We start from the raw sequence: 21,509 nt of genomic DNA on the forward strand, positions 1-21,509 counted from the left end.
AAACTTAATTAACAAGGCTGTCCGGCAGGACGGCCACGGCCTGCGGAGTGTGGGTAGCGGGAATGAACCATCTGGCATCCGGGTTCGACATCAATCCCGACCAGGATCTGGTCGTGGGTGATGTGACGATCAGCCCATCGCTGAACCGGATCGCCATGGGCGACCGGCAGCGCCGGGTGGAGCCGCGCATCATGCAGGTGCTGGTGCTGCTGGTTCGCCATCAGGGACAATCGGTTTCCCGCGACACGCTGCTGCATCATTGTTGGGGTGGGGTGTTCGTCGCCGAAGACAGCCTCAACCGCTGTATCTTCCAGCTGCGCCGCGCGCTCCGAGATGTCGGCAGCACCCGTTTGCGCGTGGAAACGATCCCGAAATTCGGATACGCACTGTTCGTGGATGAAGGGGCGGAGGCAGAGGCCGCGCCTGTGGCGACCCCGGCCACCGACGGACTGGAAACACCTGTTTCCACCGCCGATACGGATACCGCCCGCGCTGCCGCGCTCCCGCCGGCGGGTACCCTGCCAGCCACGGTAGAGGCACGCCGTTTACGTTTGGCGCTGTCTGTCGCGGTGGCGCTGCTGTCGCTGGCCGTGATCGTGCTGGGTGTGGCCTATTGGCGGGCGGATCGGGTGGAGCCTTCGCTGGCCATCCCCGTCTTCGACGTGCTCCCGCTGACCCTGGAACCGGGGATGGACCTGTTCCCGGCCCTGTCACCGGACGGGGAGATGGCGGCCTACGCCGCCCGCAATTCCTTTGACGATTTCGACATCATCCTACGGGGCACCGGGCCCAATGGCCGGTCGGTGTCGCTGACCAATACGGCCGATCATGATCGGATGCCCGTCTGGTCGCCCCGTGGGGATGCCATCGCCTTCCTGCGCAGTGACCGCGACTGGAACTGCGCCATCTATGTCATCGCTGTGCCGGTGGGCAAGGAACGCCGCATCGGTGACTGTGTCGGTGATCAGCTGCCCAACCTGGCTTGGCGGCCCGACGGACAGGCCATCATCTTCACCGGCGTGCCCGATGCCACCGTGAAGATGTCGCGTCTGATGATGATGCCGCTGGAGGGGGGGCAGGCAAGCCTGCTGCCGGTGCCGCCGGGTGGCAATGCCGATGACTGGATCCCCGCCTATTCTCCCGATGGCCGCAAACTCGCCTTTGCTCGCGCCTGGCCCGACGGCAAGCTGTCGATCATGGTGGTGGACACGCGCAGCGGCAAGGAACTGCACCGGCTGGCCCTGGACAGCACGTCTGTGAACTTTGCCTGGTCCGTGGATGGACGCGGGCTTTACATGACCAATGCCAGCCGGCAGCGGCGGGGCCTGTGGTATGTCGATCTGCAGACCGCGCGCTGGCAGCAGGTGATGCCCGGCATCGGCCAGTTGGGCCGTCTGGCCGTTGCCAGCCAGCGCGGCAACATGGCCATGGAGATCTACCGTGGCCATGCCGACATCATGGAATTCACCACCGACGCGCATGAGCGCACCCTGCAGGGGTCCGGCGCCAACGAATATGAGCCGCAGCTGTCGCCCGATGGGCGGGCGCTGGCCTTCGTGTCCGACCGCACCGGTGAGCCGCAGATATGGCTGGCCGAAGATGACCGCCCGCCCCGGCCCCTGACCAATCTGCAGGGGGCGAACATGAACGGGCTGCGCTGGTCCCCCGATGGCCGCGCCCTGCTGTTCGTGGCGGAGGTCGCCATGGTCAGCGACCTGTACCGTGTCACCATTTCCGACGAGGCGACGGTGCGGCTGACCCATGATGGGCATGCCAAGAACGCGCCCGTCTGGATGCAGGATGGTCGTATCCGCATTCCCATCCGGGGGGAAACGACTTGGGATATCTGGCTGATCGATCCAGCGGGTGCCGCACCCGTGAAGATCGACGAGAACCGCGACTATATCGACATGTCGACAGATGGTTCCATGCTGCTGGTCGGCAATAGTGGCAGCACCAAGCTGACCTGGACCGCGCTGAAGGGGGAGGGTGGCGGAACGCTGGACCTGCCCGTCACGCTGCGCCGGCGCAATGTCGTGGTCTGTCCCGACACGATCTATGCGGCCCGCGTCAACCTGCCCTCGGCAGAGGTGGTTGCCGTTGATCGCAAGACGGGGGCGGAACGCCGCTTGGGCATGGTGGCCCGCACCGAAAGCCGGGGCCAGATCACTGCCGACTGTGCCAACGGGTCGGTGATGATGATGCAGTTCGTGGGTCAGGAATCCGATCTGGTCCTGCTGAACCCTGTCAGGCCCGAGTGATTTGCCGCTGATACGGTCAGCGCCGAATCTTTTCCGGGTTGCCGTAACGGCATCGGATTTCCCTTAGATTTTCCGAAGGACAGGCTGGGTTGGGTGAGGGGGCCTATGTGCCGGAGAAGGGGGTGGGGGCGTGCCCCATCATCCATCTCACCGCCGCGATCATTCTGGAAATGTGCCCATCATCTTTCCATCATGTGTCAAAAGTGGTCTGATTGATGTCAAATTATGGTATAAAAATCAGTGATTTAGGGTAAATAACGGGCTTTCGTCAGGCGATGATCGGCTTTCAATCAGCCAATGATCATCTTTCCATCATGGTCAGTTCGATGCAGTCCGGCAATCTTTCCCCTGTCGCCGTCACGGATGCCTGAACAATCGGCAAAGAACGGCACAGATCAGTTGGGGGAAAAGATGAAGGACGGAAAACTCCGCCTCAAGGCATGCATCAATATCGAATTCCATACTGAAAACTTCGTCGAGGCGGGTGAGCATCAAAAGCGGCTGATCGAGCTGCTGGAAGAGGTCCAGCGCCATTATCCGGACAGTACGCTGGACCTGCGCGAACTGCGCAACCGCACCGCCGCCAATTCCGGGACCGCGCCGCGTCCGCCGGTCACCCGCACGGGCCGTCTGCGTCCCTATGCCAGCGTCGCCTGATAGGGGGATTGTTTCATGCAACGTTATCCCAGCACGGCGCTGGCCATCACGCAGGCCCTGTTGAAGATCAATCCGCGCATGTCGCTGCGCACGGCGGCGGCCCTGCTGACCATCTGCGAGAATGAAGGCATCAGCCAGGCGGAACTCTCCTATCTGATGGGGGAGGCGCCCTGCGCCATCAGCCGGGCCATTGACGAGCTGTCGCGCGATGTGGAAGAGGGGAGGGGCGATGCCGCCGGTGCGCTGGTCGAACGCCGGGCCTGGACCCAGGATGCCCGTCTGCGCGTGGTGCAACTGACGCCGCGTGGCCGTGCGATCCGGGACCTGCTGAACAGCCAGATTGAGGCGGCACGCCCCATCGTGGCCGCCTGAATATTGTAGTTCATGCCCCTCAATCGCCGGCGCCCACATCCATGGGCTTGGGCTTACGCGGCACGAGCCGCGCGGCGGCAGTCGTCGCCGTACCACCGGTCAACAATTTTAACCGGTGATTTTACCGCAGCGCGGCGAGCCGGGCATAATCGGCGCGCAATTCGGCCAGCCGGCCAGCCGCCGCGTCGGGGTCCGTGTCGGCCAGTTCCATCGCCTTCTGCACCGCCATTTGCAGGCGCTGATGCGCCTCATTCACCACCAGGGCGCGGCCAAAGGCGACATTCATGGCCGTCAGGCCGCCCTGGAGGGCATGGCACAGGCTTTCCGCCGACCGCCCCATCCGGTCCACCGCCGAGACAAGGTCCGGCAGTTCCGACGTCGCGGCGACCAGTTGATCTGCCAGCTTGACCGTGGTTGCCAGGGGTCGTGCCTGACCCGGGAATTGGATAATCTCGCCCATGCGCGGCCCCTGTTGCCGACTGTTGCGGGGCCTGCCTGCACCCGGTTCACTACCGTCGCGCGGTCCGTGGTTTCGGGCAAGCTATCCATTGGCACAGTTTCCAGCTGGCACCTGCAATGCTGCCTTTCGCCATGCGACAGGAAATTTTCCGAAAGGCCGTCGCCGCGTCCGTTTCGTGCAATCCGTCGCCCAACAACGAAATCGACCTTGGTGCGCTGCCATGCCTAGACTTTGGCCGTCAAAGCCGCCCGCAAAGAAAGGTGGCAGCAGCGATCCATCGGCCCGGAGGCCCCGCCCCATGCTGTTCGATTTCCCCGATTTCGATAATCACGAACTGGTTCTGTTTGGCCGCGACGAGGCCAGCGGTTTGGCCGCCATCATCGCCGTCCATTCCACGGCCTTGGGCCCCGCCTGCGGCGGCTGCCGCATGTGGCCCTATGCCAATGATACCGAGGCCATGCGCGATGCACTGCGCCTGTCGCGGGGCATGAGCTATAAGAACGCCATGGCCGGCCTGCCGCTGGGTGGTGGCAAGTCCGTGATCATCGGCGACAGCCGCAAGGACAAGACGGACGAGCTGTTCCGCGCCTTTGGCCGGGTCATCGACAGCCTGGGTGGAAAGTATATCGCGGCGGAGGATGTGGGCATCACCGTCGCCGACGTAATGACCATGGGCCAGACCACGCGCCATGTCGCGGGCCTGTCCAAGGGGCATGATGCATCGGGCGACCCGTCGCCCTTTACCGCCTATGGCGTCTATATGGGCATCAAGGCTGCCGTGAAGCACAAGCTTGCCACCGACAGCCTGAGGGGCGTGCGCGTCGCGGTGCAGGGCCTGGGCAATGTCGGCAGCCATCTTTGCCAGCGTCTGGCAGATGACGGCGCCATCCTGACGGTCACCGACATCCATGCTGATGCCGTGCAGCGCGCTGTGGACAAGTTCGGGGCCATGGCTGTGGCACCCGACCGTATCCATGCGGCCGATGCCGATGTCTACGCGCCCTGCGCCTTAGGTGCCGTGATCAATCCGCGCAGCCTGCCCGAATTGAAGGCGAAGATCGTGGCCGGTGGCGCCAACAACCAGTTGGAAACTGACCCGATGGGCGAGGCGCTGCGCGCCGCCGGAATCCTGTACGCGCCCGACTATGTCATCAATGGCGGCGGCATCATCAATGTCTCCGCCGAAGTGACGCAGGATTATGACCGCGATTCCGTGCTGCGCCAGGTGGAGCGTATTCCCGTGACGTTGACGGAAATTTTCCGCCGCGCCGACTGGGAGAACCGCCCGACCAGTGCTGTTGCCGACGAAATGGCCCGCGAAATCCTGGCCGCTGGCAAGGGCGGTCAGAAGCAGGCGGCGTAATGTGTCGTGTCCCCCGCCGCCATTCCTGGCGGCGGGGGAACTCCTTCTCCTTATGCCCCGCCCAGCACAACGCGCGGGGCGACGTTGATCCGGCGCAGCGGGGTGGCGCCAGGTGTCTCCACCTCATCCAGCACCACCTCATAACCCCAGAGATTGGCCAGGTGCTGCATGACGGCGCGGGCTTCCTCCTCCTCCAGCAGGATCTGGTTCATCACATGATGTTCCAGCATCAGCTTGCGGTCGCCGACCAGATCGACATCGACGATCTGGATATCGGCCTCGGCCCAGGCGATGTCGTACTGCCGCGCCAGCGCGTGACGGACGGCGCGGTAGCCACGTTCATCATGGATGGCGGCCACCTTCATTTCCGGGTCGCGCGCATCATCGGCCACATGGAACAGCCGGAATTTGCGGATCAGCGCCGGAGACAGGTACTGCAGGATGAAGCTTTCATCTCGGAAATTGGCCCAGGCGTCACGCAGTGCACCCATGGCATCGCCCCGGCCTGCCAGATCGGGGAACCAGTACCGGTCCTCCTGTGTCGGTTCCGTCACGATGCGCTCGATATCCTGCATCATGGCGAAGCCCAGTGCGTAGGGATTGATGCCGCCATAGCGGCGATCATCGAACTCCGGCTGAAACACGACATTGGTGTGGCTGTGCATCGCCTCCATCCAGGCGCCGTCGGTCAGGGCGCCGCGTTCATGCAGGGTGGACAGGATGCGGTAATGGCAATAGGTGGCGCAGCCCTCGTTCATCACCTTGGTCTGGCGCTGCGGATAGAAATACTGCGCCACATGCCGCACAATGCGCAGGATTTCCCGTTGCCATCCCTGCAGGCGCGGGGCCTTCTTCTCCAGGAAATAGAGGATATTCTCCTCCGGCAGTTCCAGCAGGGTGCGGCGGCGGTCGCGGTCGGAGAGCGGGCTGTTACTACCTGCCTTGGTGGGGACGGTGCGCCACAGGTCGTTGAAGGTCGCTTCGGCATGCTCCAGCCGTTCGCGCGCCCGTTTCTCCTCATTGCGCAAGTCGGGGCCACGGCGGCGGGGATAGCGGTGGACGCCGTGGTTCATCAGGGCGTGGGCGGCATCCAGTACACGTTCGACATTGGCGTGGCCGTACCGTTCCTCGCACTGGCTGATATAGGCTTTGGCGAAGGACAGGTAATCCAGAATGCCATCAGCATCGGTCCATTGCTGGAACAGATAGTTGTTCTTGAAGAAGTGATTATGGCCGAAGGCGGCATGCGCGATCACCAGCGTCTGCATCGTCATGGTGTTTTCTTCCATGATGTAGCTGATGCAGGGGTTGGAATTGATCACGATCTCGTACGCCAGACCCCGCTGGCCCTTGCGATACAGCGCCTCGTCGCGGGCAAAATGCTTGCCGAAGGACCAGTGCTTGTAGAACAGCGGCATGCCGATGCTGGAATAGGCGTCCAGCATCTGCTCCGACGTGATCACCTCGATCTGGTTGGTGTAGGTGTCCAGGCCCATCTCCAGCGCCACGTTCTCGATGGCGTCATAAACGCGGCGAACCTTGTCATAGTCCCAGTCGGCACCGGTATAGAGCGGGGCGGTCTCAAAGGCGGTTAGGGTCATGCACTCACCTCCGCCGGTTGCCCGGCCTTGTCCTTGGCGAACAGTTCGCGAAAGACGGGGTAGATTTCCTTGCGTTCGGTCACGCGCCGCATGGCCAGCACGCCGCCGGCATTGATCTGCTTATAGGTGCGCCACAGGTCGGTTTCGCGCGGGCCACCGCCATAGGGTAGGCCTGGCATCATCCCTTCCTGCCCCACCTCCAGATAGGCATAATATTGACAGTCAGGCAGGATGCTGTCGGTCATCAGCAATGCTGTCTTGGTATTGTCCGACAGGGCATTATCGCCATCGCTGGCTTGGGCAGCATAGATGTTCCATTCACCGGGCGGATAGCGTTCCTTGATGACCCGCGCCATCTCCTCCAGCGCGGTTGACACCACCGTGCCGCCGGTCTCGGCGCTGTAGAAAAAGGTCTCTTCATCCACCTCTGCGGCGCGGTGGGTATGGCGGATGAAGACCACGTCCACATGCTTGTACCGCCGCGACAAGAACAGGTAGAGCAGCATGTAGAAGCGCTTGGCCAGGTCCTTCATATGCTCCGTCATGCTGCCCGACACATCCATCAGGCAGAACATGACCGCCTGCGCCGCCGGTCGCGGTGTGGCCGCAAAGCGGTTGTAGCGGACATCGACCGGGTCGATGTAGGGGATGCGCTGGGTCCGTTTGAGCGCCTCGGCCAGTTCCAGGCGTGCCTGTTCCAGCCGCTCTCGGTCTCGCCCGCTGCGTTCCAGATCATCGATCTCCTGCCGCAGGGCCTTGATCTCGTCGCCTGTGGGGCGGTTCAGCGCAATACGGCGGGCCAGGCTGTTGCGCATGGTGCGCACCAGATTGAGGTTAGCCGGTGAACCCGCCACTGAGTAGCCGGCCCGGTGCCAGTCCATGGCGTCGGTGACGGCCAGTTTGCGCTTGGCCAGATCGGGCAGTTCCAGGTCTTCCAGGAACAGGTCGATGAATTCTTCCCGGCTCAACACAAAGCGGAATTCATCCTGGCCGTCGCCGTCCTCCGATCCCTCATTGCCCCTGCCGGACCCGCCACCCTGCGGTGGGCGTTTGATCTTGTCGCCGGACATGAACTCCTTATTGCCGGGAACGACATAATCACGCTGCCCGCCCGTGGAGGACCGGCGAAGGGTCGGTTCGCGGATGCCATCGGGGGCGATGGAGATGTCGCCGCCCATATCGATGTCGCGGATGCCACGCTTGGCTGAGGCATCGCGTACGGCCCGCATCACCTGTTCCTTGGCGCGCCGCAGGAAACGCTGGCGGTTGGCCAGACTTTTACCTGAAGGATTGAGACGTCGGTCGACAATGGTGAACAAGGTTGCACCGTCCTTTCGATGGGGGTCGAACCCGTCGCCCCTCTCCCACCCTGGCGGGAGAGGGGCACGCCATTACCCCGCCTGTTTCACCCGCATGTACCATTCGACCAGACGGCGAACCTGACGTTCGGTATAGCCGCGGGCCATCATGCGATTGACGAACTCGCTGTGTTTTTTCTCCGTCTCGCTGTCCTTCTTCGAGCCAAAGCTGATAACGGGCAGCAGTTCCTCCACCTGACTGAACATCCGCTTTTCGATGACGTCGCGCAGCTTTTCATAACTGGTCCAGGACGGGTTGCGCCCGCCATTAGATGCCCGCATCCGCAGGGCGAATTTCACCACCTCGTTGCGGAAATCCTTGGGGTTGGCGATGCCGGCCGGCTTTTCGATCTTGGTCAGTTCCTGGTTCAACAGGTCGCGGTTCAGGAGCTGGCCCGTGTCAGGGTCCTTGAAATCCTGATCCTCGATCCAGGCATCGGCATAATCGACATAGCGATCAAACAGGTTCTGGCCGTAATCATGGTAGCTTTCCAGATAGGCCTTCTGGATTTCGTTGCCAATGAACTCCGCATAGCGGGGTGCCAGTTCACCCTTGATGAACTCCATATATTTCTTTTCCACCTCGTCGGGGAATTGTTCCCGCTTGATGGATTGTTCAAGGATATACATCAGGTGGACAGGGTCGGCCCCCACCTCGGTATTGTCATAGTTGAAGGTGCTGGCCAGGACCTTGAAGGCGAAGCGGGTGGAGATGCCGTTCATCCCCTCGTCCACGCCGGCAGCGTCCTTATATTCCTGCATGGTCTTGGCCTTGGGGTCCGTCTCCTTCAGGCTTTCCCCGTCATAGACCCGCATCTTGCTGAACAGGTTGGAATTGCCATGGTCGCGCAGGCGGGACAGCACCGTAAACCGCGCCAGCATTTCCAGGGTGGCAGGCGCACAGGGCGCGCCGGAAAGTTCGGAGGTCTTGATCAGCTTTTCATAGATGCGCTGTTCCTCCATCACCCGCAGGCAATAGGGAACCTTCACCACGCAGATGCGGTCGATGAAGGCCTCGTTGTTCTTATTGTTTTTAAAGCTCTGCCACTCCGCCTCGTTGGAATGCGCCATGATCACGCCCTGGAAGGGCAGGGCACCGATATTCTCCGTCCCGATATAATTGCCCTCCTGCGTGGCGGTCAGCAGGGGGTGCAGCATCTTGATCGGGGCCTTGAACATCTCCACAAATTCCAGCATGCCCTGGTTCGCGCGGTTCAGGCCGCCGGAGTAGCTGTAGGCGTCAGGATCATTCTGGCTATAAAGCTCCAGCTTGCGGATATCGACCTTGCCGACCAGGGAGGAGATGTCCTGATTGTTCTCATCCCCCGGTTCCGTCTTTGAAATGCCGATCTGGCGCAGGCGGGACGGGCGCAGCTTTACGACCTTGAAGCGGCGAATATCGCCGTCGAACTCATCCAGCCGCTTCAGCGCCCAGGGGCTCATCAGGCCTGTCAGGCGGCGACGGGGGATGCCGAACTTCTCCTCGATCGTCGCGCCCATTGTGGCGGGATCGAACAGTCCCAGGGGGCTTTCGAAAACGGGACTGATCTGGTCGCCGGCCTTCAGCGCATAGATGGGCTTGTCCTCCATCAGCGCCTTCAACCGTTCGGCCAGCGAGGATTTGCCCCCGCCGACGGGACCCAGCAGATAGAGCACCTGCTTGCGTTCCTCCAGCCCCTGGGCTGCATGGCGGAAGAAGCCGACGATGCGCTCAATCGTCTCCTCCATGCCGAAGAACTCGGCAAAGGCGGGATAGACCTTGATGGTGCGGTTCATGAAGATGCGGGCAAGCCGCGCATCCCTGGCCGTGTCGATCACTTCGGGTTCACCAATTGCGGCCAGCAGCCGTTCGGCGGCACTGGCATACATCAGCGGATCGTCGCGGCACCCCTCCAGATATTCCATCAACGACATCTCAACGTCGCGGCGGCTTTCATAGGAACTGGCGTAACTGGCGAAAAGGTCTGTGACCAGACTGCTCATCGGCACTCTCCTTCCTGACGGCCGGTTGCGGGGCGATAGCGCAGGCAGGGGCTAGCCCTGTGGCGCATCGCCATCCCGGCGGGGCGCAGTGGCATACGGTGGCGGTCGATCCTTGGCTCGCGCCGGGCCTCCCCGGCCCGGCCCCGTTCCGGTCGCCCACAGGCGAACCGCCGGGTTATTCTTGTCGAACCCGCGACGGGGAACGCGCCGGCGCCGGGGGCGGGCCGCAGGGCACCATCCGGTCGGGTCGACCGGTCTGTCCCGTAACTGCTGGCCCTACCGTCACCCATCACCGCGTCTCCCAAGGCTGGGGGTCAATCGGTAATCAAGCTGTTGGTACTGAACGCAAAACTGTGATCACGAAACCGAACCGACGCAAAGCATCATCTCCCCCGATTGGGGCAGGCCGAAGGCATGTATGCATGCCGGGGCACCTGCCCGTCCGGGCGATCGGGCGGCGTTCGGCGCTTGCCCGTTTGGGGGAACACTGTCCCCTGTCCATCCCCGCCCATCCAGCAACGGGGTCCGTACACAGCATGACCCGAAAGGGGGCCATGGGTCAAAGCATACAGCCGCACACCTTTAACAATCCGTAACGACCGCTTCGCTTTTGCCACTTCTGGTCATGATATGGCGCGGCACCGGGTGGTCGGCCAGCCCCCCTGACCGGATGCGCCGGTGGACAACAAGGGTCGAATCGCCGGTGCGAGACCGGCCCCCCGACAATTCCGTATAGTCATCCCGCGATGCGGAAGGGGCGGCCATGCGTTGTTCGCTGTTGCAACAGATTGGCTGATGATTTGATCTAGTCACGTGAACGCCATCGTTTTGGATCAACAGTTTCGCAAATTAGCCGTAATGGCTGGCGATGCTGCGATGCGTGAAGGGCAGCGGTTTTTCGCCGCTAACCGACACCGGCCAGGCCCGATGGTCCCGACCGTGACAAACGTTGAACCTGCGAAGGTGACATGATGAGCAGCGCCGATTTCGATAATGTCTTCACCGCCGCCTGCGTTGAGCTGGGCCTGGATCCCGCCAACACCAATATCTTCGCGCTGGAATGCCGCCGCCAAGGGTTGGACCCCAAGAACACCCGCGCCTATGACCTGGACAAGAACCCGTCCCCGATGTGGGCGCAGTTCCGCAAGCTGAAGCGCGCTTCCTGATCCGCGGCCCCTTTCGGGCGCGTAACGGAATATCAAGGGGCCGTCCCGCCGGGGCGGCCCTTTTTCTTTGCGCCTAATCCGGGGGCGGATGCCCAATAATTGCTTGTACAGGTCCAGCCCTTTTCGGGCATGATTACCCCGACGGAATATCGCAGGGCGCTTGCGTAACCTCATGGATGAGGTGACCAGTAACGCCTCGCGGTGTGCGGCCGAATGCAAGCCTCTTGGGGAGGGCGATGCTGAAAGGGCTGGGCAGTTCCTTGGCGGCCAGACAGGCGGCGCGTGCCGTGCTTGCCGCTTGTCTCATCGGATTGGTGTTGAGCGGGCTGGAGGTTGCCTGGGCGACTTGGCGTGAGCGCGGGAAGGCCAGCGATCTGGTCGAACAGATGCTCGACCTGACGGAAGGCAGTGCCGCCGCCGCCGCCTGGAACGTGGATGAGGCGCTGGCCCAGCAGATCGGCAATTCCGCTCTTTCCATCGGTGCCATTGCCGGCATCGATATACGTATATCGGAGGAACAGCCCCTCTGGTCCCGCCACCGGGCCCTGGCGGCGCCCAGCGGCGGCAATGGGGCCATTGGCCGGCTGGTGTTCGGCGATCTGGCGCGCGGTACCCGCCTTCTTTACCGGCCCCTGCCTGACGGGCGGGAAAAGCCCCCCATCGGCATTCTGCGCATCGACCTGGATATGGCGCGGGTGTCGGCGGACTATATTGCCTTTGTCGGATCGTCGCTGCTGGGTGGGCTGGTGCGCAATATCCTGCTGGGCCTTATGCTCACCTGGGTGTTCCACCGTTTCTTGACCCGCCCGCTGGTGGAACTGGAGCAGGCGGTGGCGGGGATCGACCCCGACAATCCCCGCGATACCCGTGTGAAGGTGCCCGCAGGCCATGAAACGGATGAACTGGGCCGCCTGACCCAGCGTATCAATGAGACGCTGGACAAGCTGGATGAAAGCCAGGGGCAGCTGCGGCAACTGGCGACGCGTGATCCGCTGACAGAATTGCCCAACCGTGCCCTGCTGCTGGAACGGCTGGAACATGCATTGGCACGGGCCAAGCGGACCAAGCGCGGCGTGGCGGTGCTGTTCCTGGATCTGGACCGGTTCAAGCATGTGAATGACAGCCTGGGCCATGACATGGGCGACCGGATGCTGCAGGGCATCGCCCGCCGACTGGACGATACGCTGCGCCATTCCGACACGGTGGGCCGCCTGGGTGGAGATGAATTCCTGGTCCTCGTGGAGGATGTAAAAGAGCCGAAGGAGGCGATTCAGGTTGCCGACCGCATCCTGGCCACCCTGGCCCGTCCGCTGGACCTGGAGGGCCATTTGCTGCATCCCAGCGCCTCCATCGGCATCTCGCTCTGGCCCAGCGACGGACAGGATGCGCGGCAGATTTTGCGCTGCGCCGATGTCGCCATGTATGCGGCCAAGGCGGCAGGTACCGGCTGCTGGCGGATGTTCAGCGCCGAGATGTCAGAACAGGCCATGGCCCGTCTGCGCACGGAGGCACGTCTGCGCGCCGCCGAACTGCGCGGCGAGTTCGAGCTGTTCTACCAGCCCAAGGTGGACCCGCGCAGCCTGAGCCTGCGGGGGGCGGAGGCGCTCTTACGCTGGAAGACGGAGGATGGCTATATCGCCCCCGCCGACTTCATTCCCGTGGCAGAGGAGACCGGCCTGATCGGCCCCATCGGCGACTGGGTGCTGGGTGATGCCTGCCGGCAGGCGGCGGCTTGGCGCCGTCGCTATGGCGATCTGCCTGTTGCCATCAATGTCAGCCCGCGTCAGCTGGCGGATGTCGATTTCCCGACGCGCGTGCGTGCGGCCCTGGCGACATCTGGCTTGCCGGCCCACCTATTGACGCTGGAGATTACGGAAACGGTGGCGATGACGCAGGCGGCGGGCGATTTCGCCATGCTGCGTATTTTGCGCGATATCGGCGTTGGCATGGCCATCGATGATTTCGGGACGGGTTATTCCTCCCTGTCCCACCTGCGGCGCATCCCGCTGACCGTGCTGAAGATCGACCGGGGTTTCATGCAGACGGTGCCGCATGATGTGGCCATTCCGGCCACCATCCTGGAACTGGGCCAGCGCCTGGGGCTGGAGATCGTGGCTGAAGGGGTGGAGACAGAGGCGCAGCGCGACTGGCTCTGCACACTCGATTGTCAGACGATCCAGGGCTTCCTGATCTCCCGCCCCCTGCCAGCGGCGGAGTTCGAGGAACGGTTCCTGGGTGAGGGAGTGCGCGCGGTGGGGTGATTAGACCCCCGCGGCCCCCCGCAGCCGCCGCATGAAGCGGGTGGGCGACGGGATATGGGGCAGCAGGCCCGCTGCCTTGTCGGCCCGGCCCGTGACCTGTCCGATGACCTTGCCCACGCTCATGACATTGGCGATGCGCCGGTCAAGGAAGGCCCAACTATCGGCCAACTCATCCGACCGGTCATCCAGCCAGTAGAGTGTGGTGGTGGTGACTACACCAGCCAGAAGCAGGCGCTTGGTATAGAAATTATAGTCGATGGACGTATCGCCGACAGCCCGCCAGGCGGCATCAACGGTGGCATAGACAAGCTGCGGCCCGCGCGTGGCGTTCTGCGGCAGCGACAGAAGGCTGCTGGCGCGGCGCACCGCCTCGCGATAGGGGGTCAGGATTTCCAGGCGCTTGCGTACGGCCAGTGTGACCCGCTCCCGTACCTTCAATGTCGTCAGGTCAACGCCGGCCAGGGCGTCCACCATCTGTCGGTCGGCCCAATCACTGAACCAGCAGGCGGCTTCAACGGGGCCACCGGGAAACGCCGCCTCCGCCTCCTGCGCGTGGAATCCGGCAGCCTCCGCCCCACGGCGCAGGGTGGCACCGGTCCAGCCATCGAACGCCACATCGGGCAGCATGGCCACCAGGATCGCATCCTTGCGCGTGGCCAGGGCGGCCTGGGCACGGGCGTAAGCATCTTGTTGCGGCGTCGTCGTGGCGTCGGTCATCACCTGTCTCCCTTCCGGCGTGTCAGCGAGAGGCCAGAACATCGGGTCCGAAAAACTTCTGCTCTTCCATATAGGTCAGCGTGGCCATGCTTTCCATGCGGTCCAGATAAAGGACGGCGTCCAGATGATCCAACTCATGCTGGATCACGCGTGCATGGGTGTTCGCGGCCTCTCGTTCCACCAGATTGCCATCCAGATCATAGCCACGGTAGCGGATGCGGCGGTAGCGTGGCACGACGCCGCGCAGGCCGGGGATGGACAGGCACCCTTCCCAGCCCAGCACCGTTTCGGCCCCCAGGGGCACGAATTCCGGATTGATCAGGACCTGTGGCCCCATGGGCGCGTCGCCCTGGTCGCCGGTGGCGCGTTCCGGCGGCACCCGGAAAACGATGATGCGGCGAGACACGTCGATCTGCGGGGCGGCAAGGCCGATTCCGGGCGCATCGAACATGGTCTCTACCATATCGGCCGCCAATTGCCGCAACCCATCATCGAAACCGCCCGCCACCGGTACCGGGATCGGGTCGGCGACACGGCGCAGGACGGGATTGCCCATGCGGACGATGGGAAGCACGGCCATGGATAAGGCTCCGAAAAAGGGGGCGATTCGGCTATATAGCCATTGTGAAGCTCCCAGCGGGGCGATGCAAGGCAAGGAAAAGCGTGCCCCCTGTGGCCGCATGCCCGCCATTCCGCATGAATCTTCACAAGGATGCGCTGCGGGTCTTCACAAGCCCCACCGGCATGTGTATAACCCCGCCGACTGGATCGGGCGATGGCGCGACCTTCATGGTTTCGCGTTGCCTTTGTCTTTGTTCTAACCCTACCCGCAAGTGCTGGCCAAGGCTGGTGTGAGCGCACGATTGGAGTGGATGTCCCGTGCAAGTTCTGGTTCGTGATAACAACGTCGATCAGGCACTGCGCGCGCTGAAGAAGAAGATGCAGCGTGAGGGCATCTTCCGCGAAATGAAGCTGCGCCGCAATTATGAGAAGCCGTCGGAGAAGCGCGCTCGCGAAAAGGCTGAAGCCGTTCGCCGCGCTCGCAAGCTGCTGCGCAAGCGTCTGGAGCGTGAGGGCTACTAATAGCCCTCCCTGTCCATCAGACAGATTGCCAGCTGGCCCTAAGGGCCACGGGATTGAATGCCGCCCCTGGGAAAGCCCGCGGGCGGCTTTTGGTCTTTCTGGGGGTGCGGTATGATGGTCTCTCCGTCCCGCCACCAAGGCCTGCCCGATGCCGCGCCGCCCCGCCGATCCCCATATTTTCTGGCGTGATCCCGCTCTTCCGCATCTGGAAGCGCGCGAGGTCGTGGATGGCCGTACCGTCTGTTACGTGCCGCATTCCCATCCGACCTTTTCCATCGGTGCCATCACGGGCGGGCACAGCGAATATTTGACCGGTACCGACCGGTTTGAGGCGGTCGAAGGCACCGTCGTGCTGATGAACCCGGAAATCGTCCACGCCTGCAACCCGGTCAATGACCAGCCCTGGTCCTATCGCATGCTGTATGCCGATACCGGCTGGCTGGCGGATGTGCAGGGTCTGCCGGCGTTCCGGCCCTTTGGTACCGTGATCAGCCGCGATCGCGATCTTTATGCCGACCTGATGGCCCTGTTCGACCTGCTGTTCGACGAACGGGTTGAGATCGCGGACAAGGAAGCCGGGGCCTGCCGCTTCTTCTCACGCCTGGCGGAACGTGTGGATGGGGCCGGACTGCCCCTGGCGGAAAGCCATGACGCCCTGACGCGGGCCGCCGCATATATCACCCGCCACTGCACCCGCGATTTACGGGTGGAGGAGGTGGCGGCGGCGTCGGGCCTGTCCCCCTCCTATCTGATTCGGGCGTTCAAGTCGCGTTACGGCCTGACCCCGCACGCCTATCAAACCAACCAGCGGGTCCGGGTGGGACAGGCGGGATTGCGGCGGGGAGAGGCCATTGTCGATGTGGCGCTGGACGCCGGATTTGCCGATCAGGCCCATTTCCAGCGGGTGTTCAAGGCGCATGTCGCGGCCACGCCGGGCCAGTATGGGCAGCAGGGTCAATCCCGTTCCCGCAGACGGTAATGGAACGGCTTGGGCTGCGTCGCCTCGCGCTCGATCATCTCCCGCATCCGGTCTTCAGCCCCCGCGATCAGGTCGGGGATCAGGTCCGCCTCCGGCAGGTTCTTCCAGTATTTCTTGGGCATCTCCGATTGCATAGCCCGTACCTTCAACCGGGCCGGGTTGAAGATATGGGCGAAATAGGTTCGCCAGAGATCGTCCGTATCGTCGATCAGGTCGGGCTTTTCCGAAGGTTCGTCGGATAAGGTCAGATGTTGCCCGTCCCAGGCAGCCGATCCCTTGGGTGTGGCGATGATCCAGTCCATGTCAGTGAAGCGGCGTTGGAAAAAGCCGGCGGTGCGCCCCACGATGTAATTGTCCGGTTCAAACCAGGCGGCAAAGCGGCGGCGGCCATCCTGCGGCGGTCCCATTTCCTTGAACCGAACAAAGGCCTTCATCTTGTGCGCGTCGCGGCGGATGGCCTTGGTCAGCGTCTCCGCCCGCGCCACGTCGGCATCGGACGGGTTGGACAGCAGCGCCTTTTCTCGCTGTACCCGCCATAGCAGGCGGTACAGCAGGGCAAAGCGCGCCGGGTCGACATGGCAGATGACGGCATCGGCCAGGGTCAGGAACGCGGCGGGGACTGTCGGGGCGGGCAGTGACGGGTCGGGCGGGGGCAGGGGATCGTCGGCCATACCGAACAGATCGGCCGCCGCCTCCCGCACCCGCCATTCCACATCGCCCGGCCCCACCCTGGCCCGCAAAAGGGCGCGCGCCGCATCCCGCCATTCCGCCAGATCTCCACGCCCGCGCAGACCCAGGCGGATCATCATCCGAACAGGCTCAACTGCTTGGGCTTTGGTGCAAACAGGTCGCGCAGGTCGGTGCGGTCGGTCAGGCGCAGGGGCGACCAGCCTTCGGCCATGATGAAGGGCCGAACCTTGCGCACCCCCACGCCCAGCCGTTCCAGATCATCCAGCCGCAGGTTCTTGTGCCGCCGGGCCGACAGGATGGCTGGCACCGATGTCGTACCCAGCCCCGGCACGCGCAGTAGCATCTCCTTCTCTGCCCGGTTCACATCCACGGGGAACCGGTCGCGGTTGGCGAGCGCCCAGGCCAGTTTCGGATCGATATCCAGCTCCAGATTGCCATCTTCCCTGACCGACGTGATCTCCGCCACCTCGAACCCATAGAATCGGTAGAGCCAGTCGGCTTGATACAGCCGGTGCTCGCGCATCAGGGGCGGGCGCGACAGGGGCAGGACGCTGGAAGCATCGGGAATAGGGCTGAAAGCCGAGTAATAGACACGGCGCAGGCGAAAGCGGCTGTAGAGATTGGCGGACGAGCCCAGGATGGTGGCGTCGGTCGTGTTATCGACCCCCACGATCATCTGCGTGCTTTGCCCGCCCGGCGCAAAGCGGATGCGCCGTCGCGTTTTCAGCGTCGGTTCCTTCGCCGCCTCGATCCTGGCTGACAGGTCCGACATGGAGCGGCGGATGCGGGCCGGATGTTTCTGCGGTGCAAACTGTTCGATACCCTGGTCGGTCGGCAGCTCGATATTGATCGACAGGCGGTCGGCGTAAAGCCCCGCCTCCTCAATCAGTTGCGGCGATGCCTCCGGGATGGTCTTCAGGTGGATGTAGCCGCGGAAATTATGGATCGTGCGCAGGTCCCTCGCCACGCGGACCAATTGTTCCATCGTGTAATCGGACGACCGGATGATGCCCGATGACAGGAACAGACCCTCGATATAGTTGCGACGATAGAATTCCAGGGTCAGCCAGACCACTTCCTCTGCCGTGAAACGCGCCCGTTCCACATTGCTGGACGACCGGTTGACGCAATAGACGCAGTCATAGATGCAGAAATTGGTCAGCAGGATTTTCAACAGCGAGATGCAGCGCCCGTCCGGCGCATAGGCGTGACAGATGCCCATCCCCTCCGTCGATCCCAGCCCGCCGCTGGCCGACGAATCGCGCCGCTGGGTGCCGCTGGACGCACAGGACGCGTCGTACTTCGCGGCATCGGACAAGACGGCGAGACGTTGTTTCAGGGATTTGGCCATGATCCGGACGGGCAGGGGAGGAAGTTTTGTTCATGATATGTTCGTGGTGGCCCACGTCAACAGTCATGAGTTATGCTCCCCGTCCTGAACGGCAAGGCGCCCCTATCCGTGCCGGGGGAACAGGACCGTGAAGCAGGTGCCGTCGCCCACCCGGCTTTCCACATTGATGCGCCCGCCCAGGCGCTGTGTGACCAGATTGAAGACCAGATGCAGGCCCAGCCCGGTGCCGCCCGCATCGCGCCTTGTCGTGAAGAACGGGTCGAAGATGCGGGGCAGGGTGGCGGCGTCGATGCCGTTGCCATCATCGGCCACCGACAGCTCCGCCCATCCCGCCTGTGTTTCGGCGGCACGCAGACGAACGCGGATGGTCCCGCCCCCCTCCCGCCCTGTGAAGGCATGGGTCAGGGCGTTCATCACCAGATTGGTGACGATTTGCGCGATGGCGCCGGGCGTACTGTCGACCTCCAGCCCTTCGACCAGATCGGTTTCCAGCCGATGCGGAACGCGGCGGAGCTGCGGCTGCAGACTGCGCAGCACCTCCCCCAGATAATCACCGAGGTCAAAGCGGCGGACCTGATCGGTTGTCTGATCGACGGCCACCTGCTTGAAGCTTTGCACCAGGTCGGCAGCGCGGGTGATGTTGCCCAGGACAAAGCCCATCGCCTCCGTCGCGGAGGCGACGTAATCCTCCAGCAGGCTGCGGCGCAGAGACCCGTCGCGATAGGCGGCACCAAACCGTTCAGTATCCTGAGCAAAGGCTGTTGCCGCAGTGACGGCAACGCCTAACGGCGTGTTGATCTCATGTGCCACGCCGGCTACCAGCCCGCCCAGGGCCGCCATCTTCTCTGCCTGGATCAGGTCGCGCTGTGTGGCGCGTAGCCGGTCGAGGGTGCGAGCCATCTCCTCGGCCGTCAGGCGCATGACATCGATGCCCTGGCCCAGCCCCATCGCCCTGCCGTCGTCATCCACCAGGATGAAACCACGGTGCAGGGCGTCGGGCTTCTGCTCCGCGATCAGCGCGTTCAGTGCCGAAAGGCCGGTCTCCATCGGCACCAGCAGCGGTTGACGGTCAGCCAGATGGGTAACGGCGCGGCGGGCATAGAGGTCGCGGCCATACCGTTGGGAGAAATGCAGAAGGAAGGTGGCCCGGTCGGCAAGCGCCAACGGATGGCCGCTTCCATCGGCCACGATCACACCGGGCAGGGTGGGGTCGGCCTGAAACAGCTCCGCCACGCTGCCGCAGCGCGTCTGTTCCGGCACCGACGGTACCGGGTGGCACAGACGAGCGGCAGTCCAGGCCGTATTCGCGATCCCCTTGCCTGGGGCATGGTCCCTGTCCCGGTCCAACCATTCCCCCGCTGCTGGGATCGAGTTCGGGTGTGATGCCAGAAAGCCATGACGGATTCGTGACGGGCGCGCCACCCTCAACCGCCTTTCATCACCGTCAGGGCAGCATCCCAGTAAGGGACGGGCCCAAACCGGCCCGCCAGAAAATCCACAAAGGCCCTGACCTTGGGGCTGAGATGGCGATTAGCGGGATAGACGGCGTGGGCGGCCAGCGGGCTGGGCAGCCAGGCGTCCAGCAGGGGGACCAGCCGCCCCGCCGCCAGCGCATCGCCGACAATGAAGGTGGGTAACAGCACCAGCCCCTGGCCGTGCAGCGCCGCCTCGCGCAGCGCGTCGCCATTATTGGCACGCAGCCGTCCCTTCAGACGCACATTCTGCGTCTCCTCCGATCCTGGCGCGGTGCGGAAGGTCCATTGGTCCGGGTTCTGGACATTGGTGTAGATCAGGCAATCATGATCGGCGATGTCGGCGGGGCTTTGCGGCGCGCCGCGCCGGGCCAGGTAATCGGGGCTGGCGCAGATCACAGCGCGCACGGGACACAGGCGACGGGCCACCAGCGAACTATCCTTCAGCCGCCCGATGCGCACGGCCAGATCATAGCCCTCCTCCACCAGATCGACGAACCGGTCGGACAGGTCCATATCCACGATCACTTCCGGGTACAGGCCCATGAAATCCGCGATGGCGCCGGACAGGTGGACAAAGCCGAAAGACATGGGGGCGGCCAGTTTCAGAACGCCACGCGGGGCCGCATGCTGGCTGGCCACCGACCGCTCCGCCTCTTCCAGCGCGTCCAGCGCCTGGGTGACGCGGGCATAGAAACCCTCGCCCACCTGGGTCAGGCTGATATGGCGGGTGGTGCGGTTGAACAGGCGGGCGCCTAAGCGTGCCTCCAGCTCCCCAATGCGGCGGCTGGCGGCGGATTTCGACAGGCCCAGCTTATCGGCGGCTTTGGTGAAGCTGCGCCCCTCTGCCACCAGCGTGAACAGCCGTAGATCCTCAAGCCGGTCCATTTTGTTCCCTCTCGATTGTCCCGCTCGGCGGGACAAAGCTGTTCGAAATTGGATCATTATCGGGAACGACGCAACGGCCTATCTTCCTCTCAACAGCGCAACACACCGCACCTTATGGAGAGCGAAATGAGCAAGGTTCTGGTCCTCTATTATTCCTCCTACGGCCATATCGAGACGATGGCCAAGGCCGTTGCCGAGGGTGCGGCGTCGGTCGCCGGCACCGAAGTGGTGGTCAAGCGCGTGCCCGAGCTGATCCCGGAAGAGGTTGCCAAGCGTTCCGGTATCAAGCTGGAGCAGGATGCTGCCGTCGCCACCGTGGACGAGCTGCCGAATTATGATGCCATCATCTTCGGTACGCCCACCCGCTTTGGCATGATGGCCAGCCAGATGCGCAACTTCCTGGACCAGACCGGCGGTCTGTGGGCGAAGGGTGCGTTGATCGGCAAGGTCGGCTCGGTCTTCGTGTCCACGGCCACCCAGCATGGCGGCCAGGAAGCGACCCTGCTGTCCTTCCATACCAGCCTGCTGCACCATGGCATGGTCATCGCTGGCCTGCCCTATAGCTTCGGCGGTCAGACCCGCCTGGACGAGGTGACGGGCGGCAGCCCCTATGGCGCCACCACCATCGCTGGCGGCGACGGTTCGCGTCAGCCGTCGGAGAACGAGCTGGAAGGCGCGCGCTTCCAGGGCGCCCATGTGGCCCGTCTGGCGGCCAAGCTGTCGGCTTAACGCCTGTTCCCTCAAGCGCCGGGCGCCGCCGTCCGGCGGCTTGGCTTACGGCGCATGGGCGCCGGGCCGGCGGTCGCCGGCCTCCGAAGGTCATCACAGGATGACCTTCGGCCCCCTA

At 63.5% G+C, this 21,509-nt stretch carries 19 protein-coding genes; 9 read left to right on the forward strand and 10 right to left on the reverse strand.

What is annotated here, in order from left to right; translation table 11 throughout:
• Positions 1 to 62 precede the first annotated feature (62 nt).
• From C0V82_RS15730 to C0V82_RS15740, 3 genes are all read left to right on the forward strand, one after another.
• Positions 63 to 2,261, forward strand: coding sequence for a winged helix-turn-helix domain-containing protein (locus tag C0V82_RS15730; protein WP_102113105.1), 2,199 nt, complete (start codon positions 63 to 65; stop codon positions 2,259 to 2,261).
• A 411-nt stretch (positions 2,262 to 2,672) separates the two neighbouring features.
• Complete coding sequence (locus tag C0V82_RS15735; RefSeq protein WP_156344676.1) at positions 2,673 to 2,918, forward strand: hypothetical protein; 246 nt, start codon at positions 2,673 to 2,675, stop codon at positions 2,916 to 2,918.
• 15 nt (positions 2,919 to 2,933) lie between these two features.
• A complete protein-coding gene (locus C0V82_RS15740) occupies positions 2,934 to 3,290 on the forward strand; it encodes a helix-turn-helix domain-containing protein (RefSeq protein ID WP_054168839.1) in 357 nt (118 codons plus the stop codon).
• Positions 3,291 to 3,411: 121 nt separating this feature from the next.
• On the opposite strand, the gene C0V82_RS15745 is transcribed toward C0V82_RS15740, so the two are convergent.
• Complete coding sequence (locus C0V82_RS15745; protein WP_102113107.1) at positions 3,412 to 3,750, reverse strand: hypothetical protein; 339 nt, start codon at positions 3,748 to 3,750, stop codon at positions 3,412 to 3,414.
• 298 nt (positions 3,751 to 4,048) lie between these two features.
• Here C0V82_RS15745 and C0V82_RS15750 point away from each other — a divergent pair, with 298 nt between their 5' ends.
• Entirely contained in the window at positions 4,049 to 5,113 is a 1,065-nt protein-coding gene (locus C0V82_RS15750; protein WP_102113108.1) for a Leu/Phe/Val dehydrogenase, read from the forward strand.
• 50 nt (positions 5,114 to 5,163) lie between these two features.
• Here C0V82_RS15750 and C0V82_RS15755 read toward each other — a convergent pair whose 3' ends face one another.
• The 3 genes from C0V82_RS15755 to C0V82_RS15765 form a co-directional block, all read right to left on the reverse strand.
• Entirely contained in the window at positions 5,164 to 6,714 is a 1,551-nt protein-coding gene (locus C0V82_RS15755) for a SpoVR family protein (protein WP_102113109.1), read from the reverse strand.
• Positions 6,711 to 8,033: a YeaH/YhbH family protein gene (locus C0V82_RS15760; protein ID WP_102113110.1), complete on the reverse strand. Its 1,323-nt coding sequence runs from the start codon at positions 8,031 to 8,033 to the stop codon at positions 6,711 to 6,713. Before C0V82_RS15760 ends, C0V82_RS15755 begins: the two co-directional genes overlap by 4 nt.
• A 72-nt stretch (positions 8,034 to 8,105) precedes the next feature.
• Positions 8,106 to 10,055 (reverse strand): PrkA family serine protein kinase, encoded by a 1,950-nt coding sequence (locus C0V82_RS15765; protein WP_102113111.1) that lies wholly within the window; start codon positions 10,053 to 10,055, stop codon positions 8,106 to 8,108.
• Positions 10,056 to 11,023: 968 nt separating this feature from the next.
• On the opposite strand from C0V82_RS15765, the gene C0V82_RS15770 reads away from it, so the two are divergent.
• Together C0V82_RS15770 and C0V82_RS15775 are read left to right on the forward strand one after the other, a co-directional pair.
• A complete protein-coding gene (locus tag C0V82_RS15770; protein WP_102113112.1) occupies positions 11,024 to 11,221 on the forward strand; it encodes a hypothetical protein in 198 nt (65 codons plus the stop codon).
• A 236-nt stretch (positions 11,222 to 11,457) separates the two neighbouring features.
• The gene (locus C0V82_RS15775) at positions 11,458 to 13,482 is read left to right on the forward strand and encodes a putative bifunctional diguanylate cyclase/phosphodiesterase (protein ID WP_102113113.1); all 2,025 of its coding nucleotides are present in this window, start codon (positions 11,458 to 11,460) and stop codon (positions 13,480 to 13,482) included.
• Here C0V82_RS15775 and C0V82_RS15780 read toward each other — a convergent pair whose 3' ends face one another.
• Together C0V82_RS15780 and def are read right to left on the reverse strand one after the other, a co-directional pair.
• Complete coding sequence (locus C0V82_RS15780; protein WP_188595111.1) at positions 13,483 to 14,199, reverse strand: COQ9 family protein; 717 nt, start codon at positions 14,197 to 14,199, stop codon at positions 13,483 to 13,485.
• A 22-nt stretch (positions 14,200 to 14,221) separates the two neighbouring features.
• The gene (gene def, locus C0V82_RS15785; protein ID WP_102113115.1) at positions 14,222 to 14,779 is read right to left on the reverse strand and encodes a peptide deformylase; all 558 of its coding nucleotides are present in this window, start codon (positions 14,777 to 14,779) and stop codon (positions 14,222 to 14,224) included.
• Positions 14,780 to 15,078: 299 nt separating this feature from the next.
• On the opposite strand from def, the gene rpsU reads away from it, so the two are divergent.
• Together rpsU and C0V82_RS15795 are read left to right on the forward strand one after the other, a co-directional pair.
• Positions 15,079 to 15,282: a 30S ribosomal protein S21 gene (rpsU, locus tag C0V82_RS15790; protein ID WP_054168849.1), complete on the forward strand. Its 204-nt coding sequence runs from the start codon at positions 15,079 to 15,081 to the stop codon at positions 15,280 to 15,282.
• Between the two features lie 148 nt (positions 15,283 to 15,430).
• Positions 15,431 to 16,261: an AraC family transcriptional regulator gene (locus C0V82_RS15795; protein WP_102113116.1), complete on the forward strand. Its 831-nt coding sequence runs from the start codon at positions 15,431 to 15,433 to the stop codon at positions 16,259 to 16,261.
• Here the strand turns inward: C0V82_RS15795 and C0V82_RS15800 are convergent.
• The 4 genes from C0V82_RS15800 to C0V82_RS15815 all read right to left on the reverse strand — a co-directional run bounded on the left by C0V82_RS15800 (position 16,237) and on the right by C0V82_RS15815 (position 20,662).
• Positions 16,237 to 17,070: a TIGR03915 family putative DNA repair protein gene (locus tag C0V82_RS15800; RefSeq protein ID WP_199772432.1), complete on the reverse strand. Its 834-nt coding sequence runs from the start codon at positions 17,068 to 17,070 to the stop codon at positions 16,237 to 16,239. The two genes, C0V82_RS15795 and C0V82_RS15800, sit on opposite strands and share 25 nt — an antisense overlap.
• Positions 17,067 to 18,302 carry a putative DNA modification/repair radical SAM protein gene (locus C0V82_RS15805; protein WP_102113117.1) on the reverse strand — a complete coding sequence of 412 codons (1,236 nt, stop codon included), beginning with the start codon at positions 18,300 to 18,302 and terminating at the stop codon, positions 17,067 to 17,069. Before C0V82_RS15805 ends, C0V82_RS15800 begins: the two co-directional genes overlap by 4 nt.
• Positions 18,303 to 18,404: 102 nt before the next feature.
• Positions 18,405 to 19,649, reverse strand: a complete 1,245-nt coding sequence (locus tag C0V82_RS15810) for a sensor histidine kinase (protein WP_102113118.1) — start codon at positions 19,647 to 19,649, stop codon at positions 18,405 to 18,407.
• Between the two features lie 77 nt (positions 19,650 to 19,726).
• Entirely contained in the window at positions 19,727 to 20,662 is a 936-nt protein-coding gene (locus tag C0V82_RS15815; RefSeq protein ID WP_102113119.1) for a LysR family transcriptional regulator, read from the reverse strand.
• 126 nt (positions 20,663 to 20,788) lie between these two features.
• Between C0V82_RS15815 and wrbA the strand changes: the two genes are divergently transcribed.
• A complete protein-coding gene (gene wrbA, locus C0V82_RS15820) occupies positions 20,789 to 21,391 on the forward strand; it encodes an NAD(P)H:quinone oxidoreductase (protein WP_054168855.1) in 603 nt (200 codons plus the stop codon).
• Positions 21,392 to 21,509: the final 118 nt, after the last annotated feature.

Origin of the sequence: Niveispirillum cyanobacteriorum, assembly GCF_002868735.1 — a bacterium.
GTDB classification, from domain to species: Bacteria; Pseudomonadota; Alphaproteobacteria; order Azospirillales; family Azospirillaceae; genus Niveispirillum; species Niveispirillum cyanobacteriorum.

Bases quoted from the DNA above. Each gene is read 5' to 3' on its own strand.
- C0V82_RS15730 (WP_102113105.1), top strand. From the start codon at position 63: ATGAACCATCTGGCATCCGGGTTCGACATCAATCCCGACCAGGATCTG.
- C0V82_RS15735 (WP_156344676.1), top strand. From the start codon at position 2,673: ATGAAGGACGGAAAACTCCGCCTCAAGGCATGCATCAATATCGAATTC.
- C0V82_RS15740 (WP_054168839.1), top strand. From the start codon at position 2,934: ATGCAACGTTATCCCAGCACGGCGCTGGCCATCACGCAGGCCCTGTTG.
- C0V82_RS15745 (WP_102113107.1), bottom strand. From the start codon at position 3,750: ATGGGCGAGATTATCCAATTCCCGGGTCAGGCACGACCCCTGGCAACC.
- C0V82_RS15750 (WP_102113108.1), top strand. From the start codon at position 4,049: ATGCTGTTCGATTTCCCCGATTTCGATAATCACGAACTGGTTCTGTTT.
- C0V82_RS15755 (WP_102113109.1), bottom strand. From the start codon at position 6,714: ATGACCCTAACCGCCTTTGAGACCGCCCCGCTCTATACCGGTGCCGAC.
- C0V82_RS15765 (WP_102113111.1), bottom strand. From the start codon at position 10,055: ATGAGCAGTCTGGTCACAGACCTTTTCGCCAGTTACGCCAGTTCCTAT.
- C0V82_RS15770 (WP_102113112.1), top strand. From the start codon at position 11,024: ATGATGAGCAGCGCCGATTTCGATAATGTCTTCACCGCCGCCTGCGTT.
- C0V82_RS15775 (WP_102113113.1), top strand. From the start codon at position 11,458: ATGCTGAAAGGGCTGGGCAGTTCCTTGGCGGCCAGACAGGCGGCGCGT.
- C0V82_RS15780 (WP_188595111.1), bottom strand. From the start codon at position 14,199: ATGACCGACGCCACGACGACGCCGCAACAAGATGCTTACGCCCGTGCC.
- def (WP_102113115.1), bottom strand. From the start codon at position 14,779: ATGGCCGTGCTTCCCATCGTCCGCATGGGCAATCCCGTCCTGCGCCGT.
- C0V82_RS15795 (WP_102113116.1), top strand. From the start codon at position 15,431: ATGCCGCGCCGCCCCGCCGATCCCCATATTTTCTGGCGTGATCCCGCT.
- C0V82_RS15800 (WP_199772432.1), bottom strand. From the start codon at position 17,070: ATGATGATCCGCCTGGGTCTGCGCGGGCGTGGAGATCTGGCGGAATGG.
- C0V82_RS15805 (WP_102113117.1), bottom strand. From the start codon at position 18,302: ATGGCCAAATCCCTGAAACAACGTCTCGCCGTCTTGTCCGATGCCGCG.
- C0V82_RS15815 (WP_102113119.1), bottom strand. From the start codon at position 20,662: ATGGACCGGCTTGAGGATCTACGGCTGTTCACGCTGGTGGCAGAGGGG.
- wrbA (WP_054168855.1), top strand. From the start codon at position 20,789: ATGAGCAAGGTTCTGGTCCTCTATTATTCCTCCTACGGCCATATCGAG.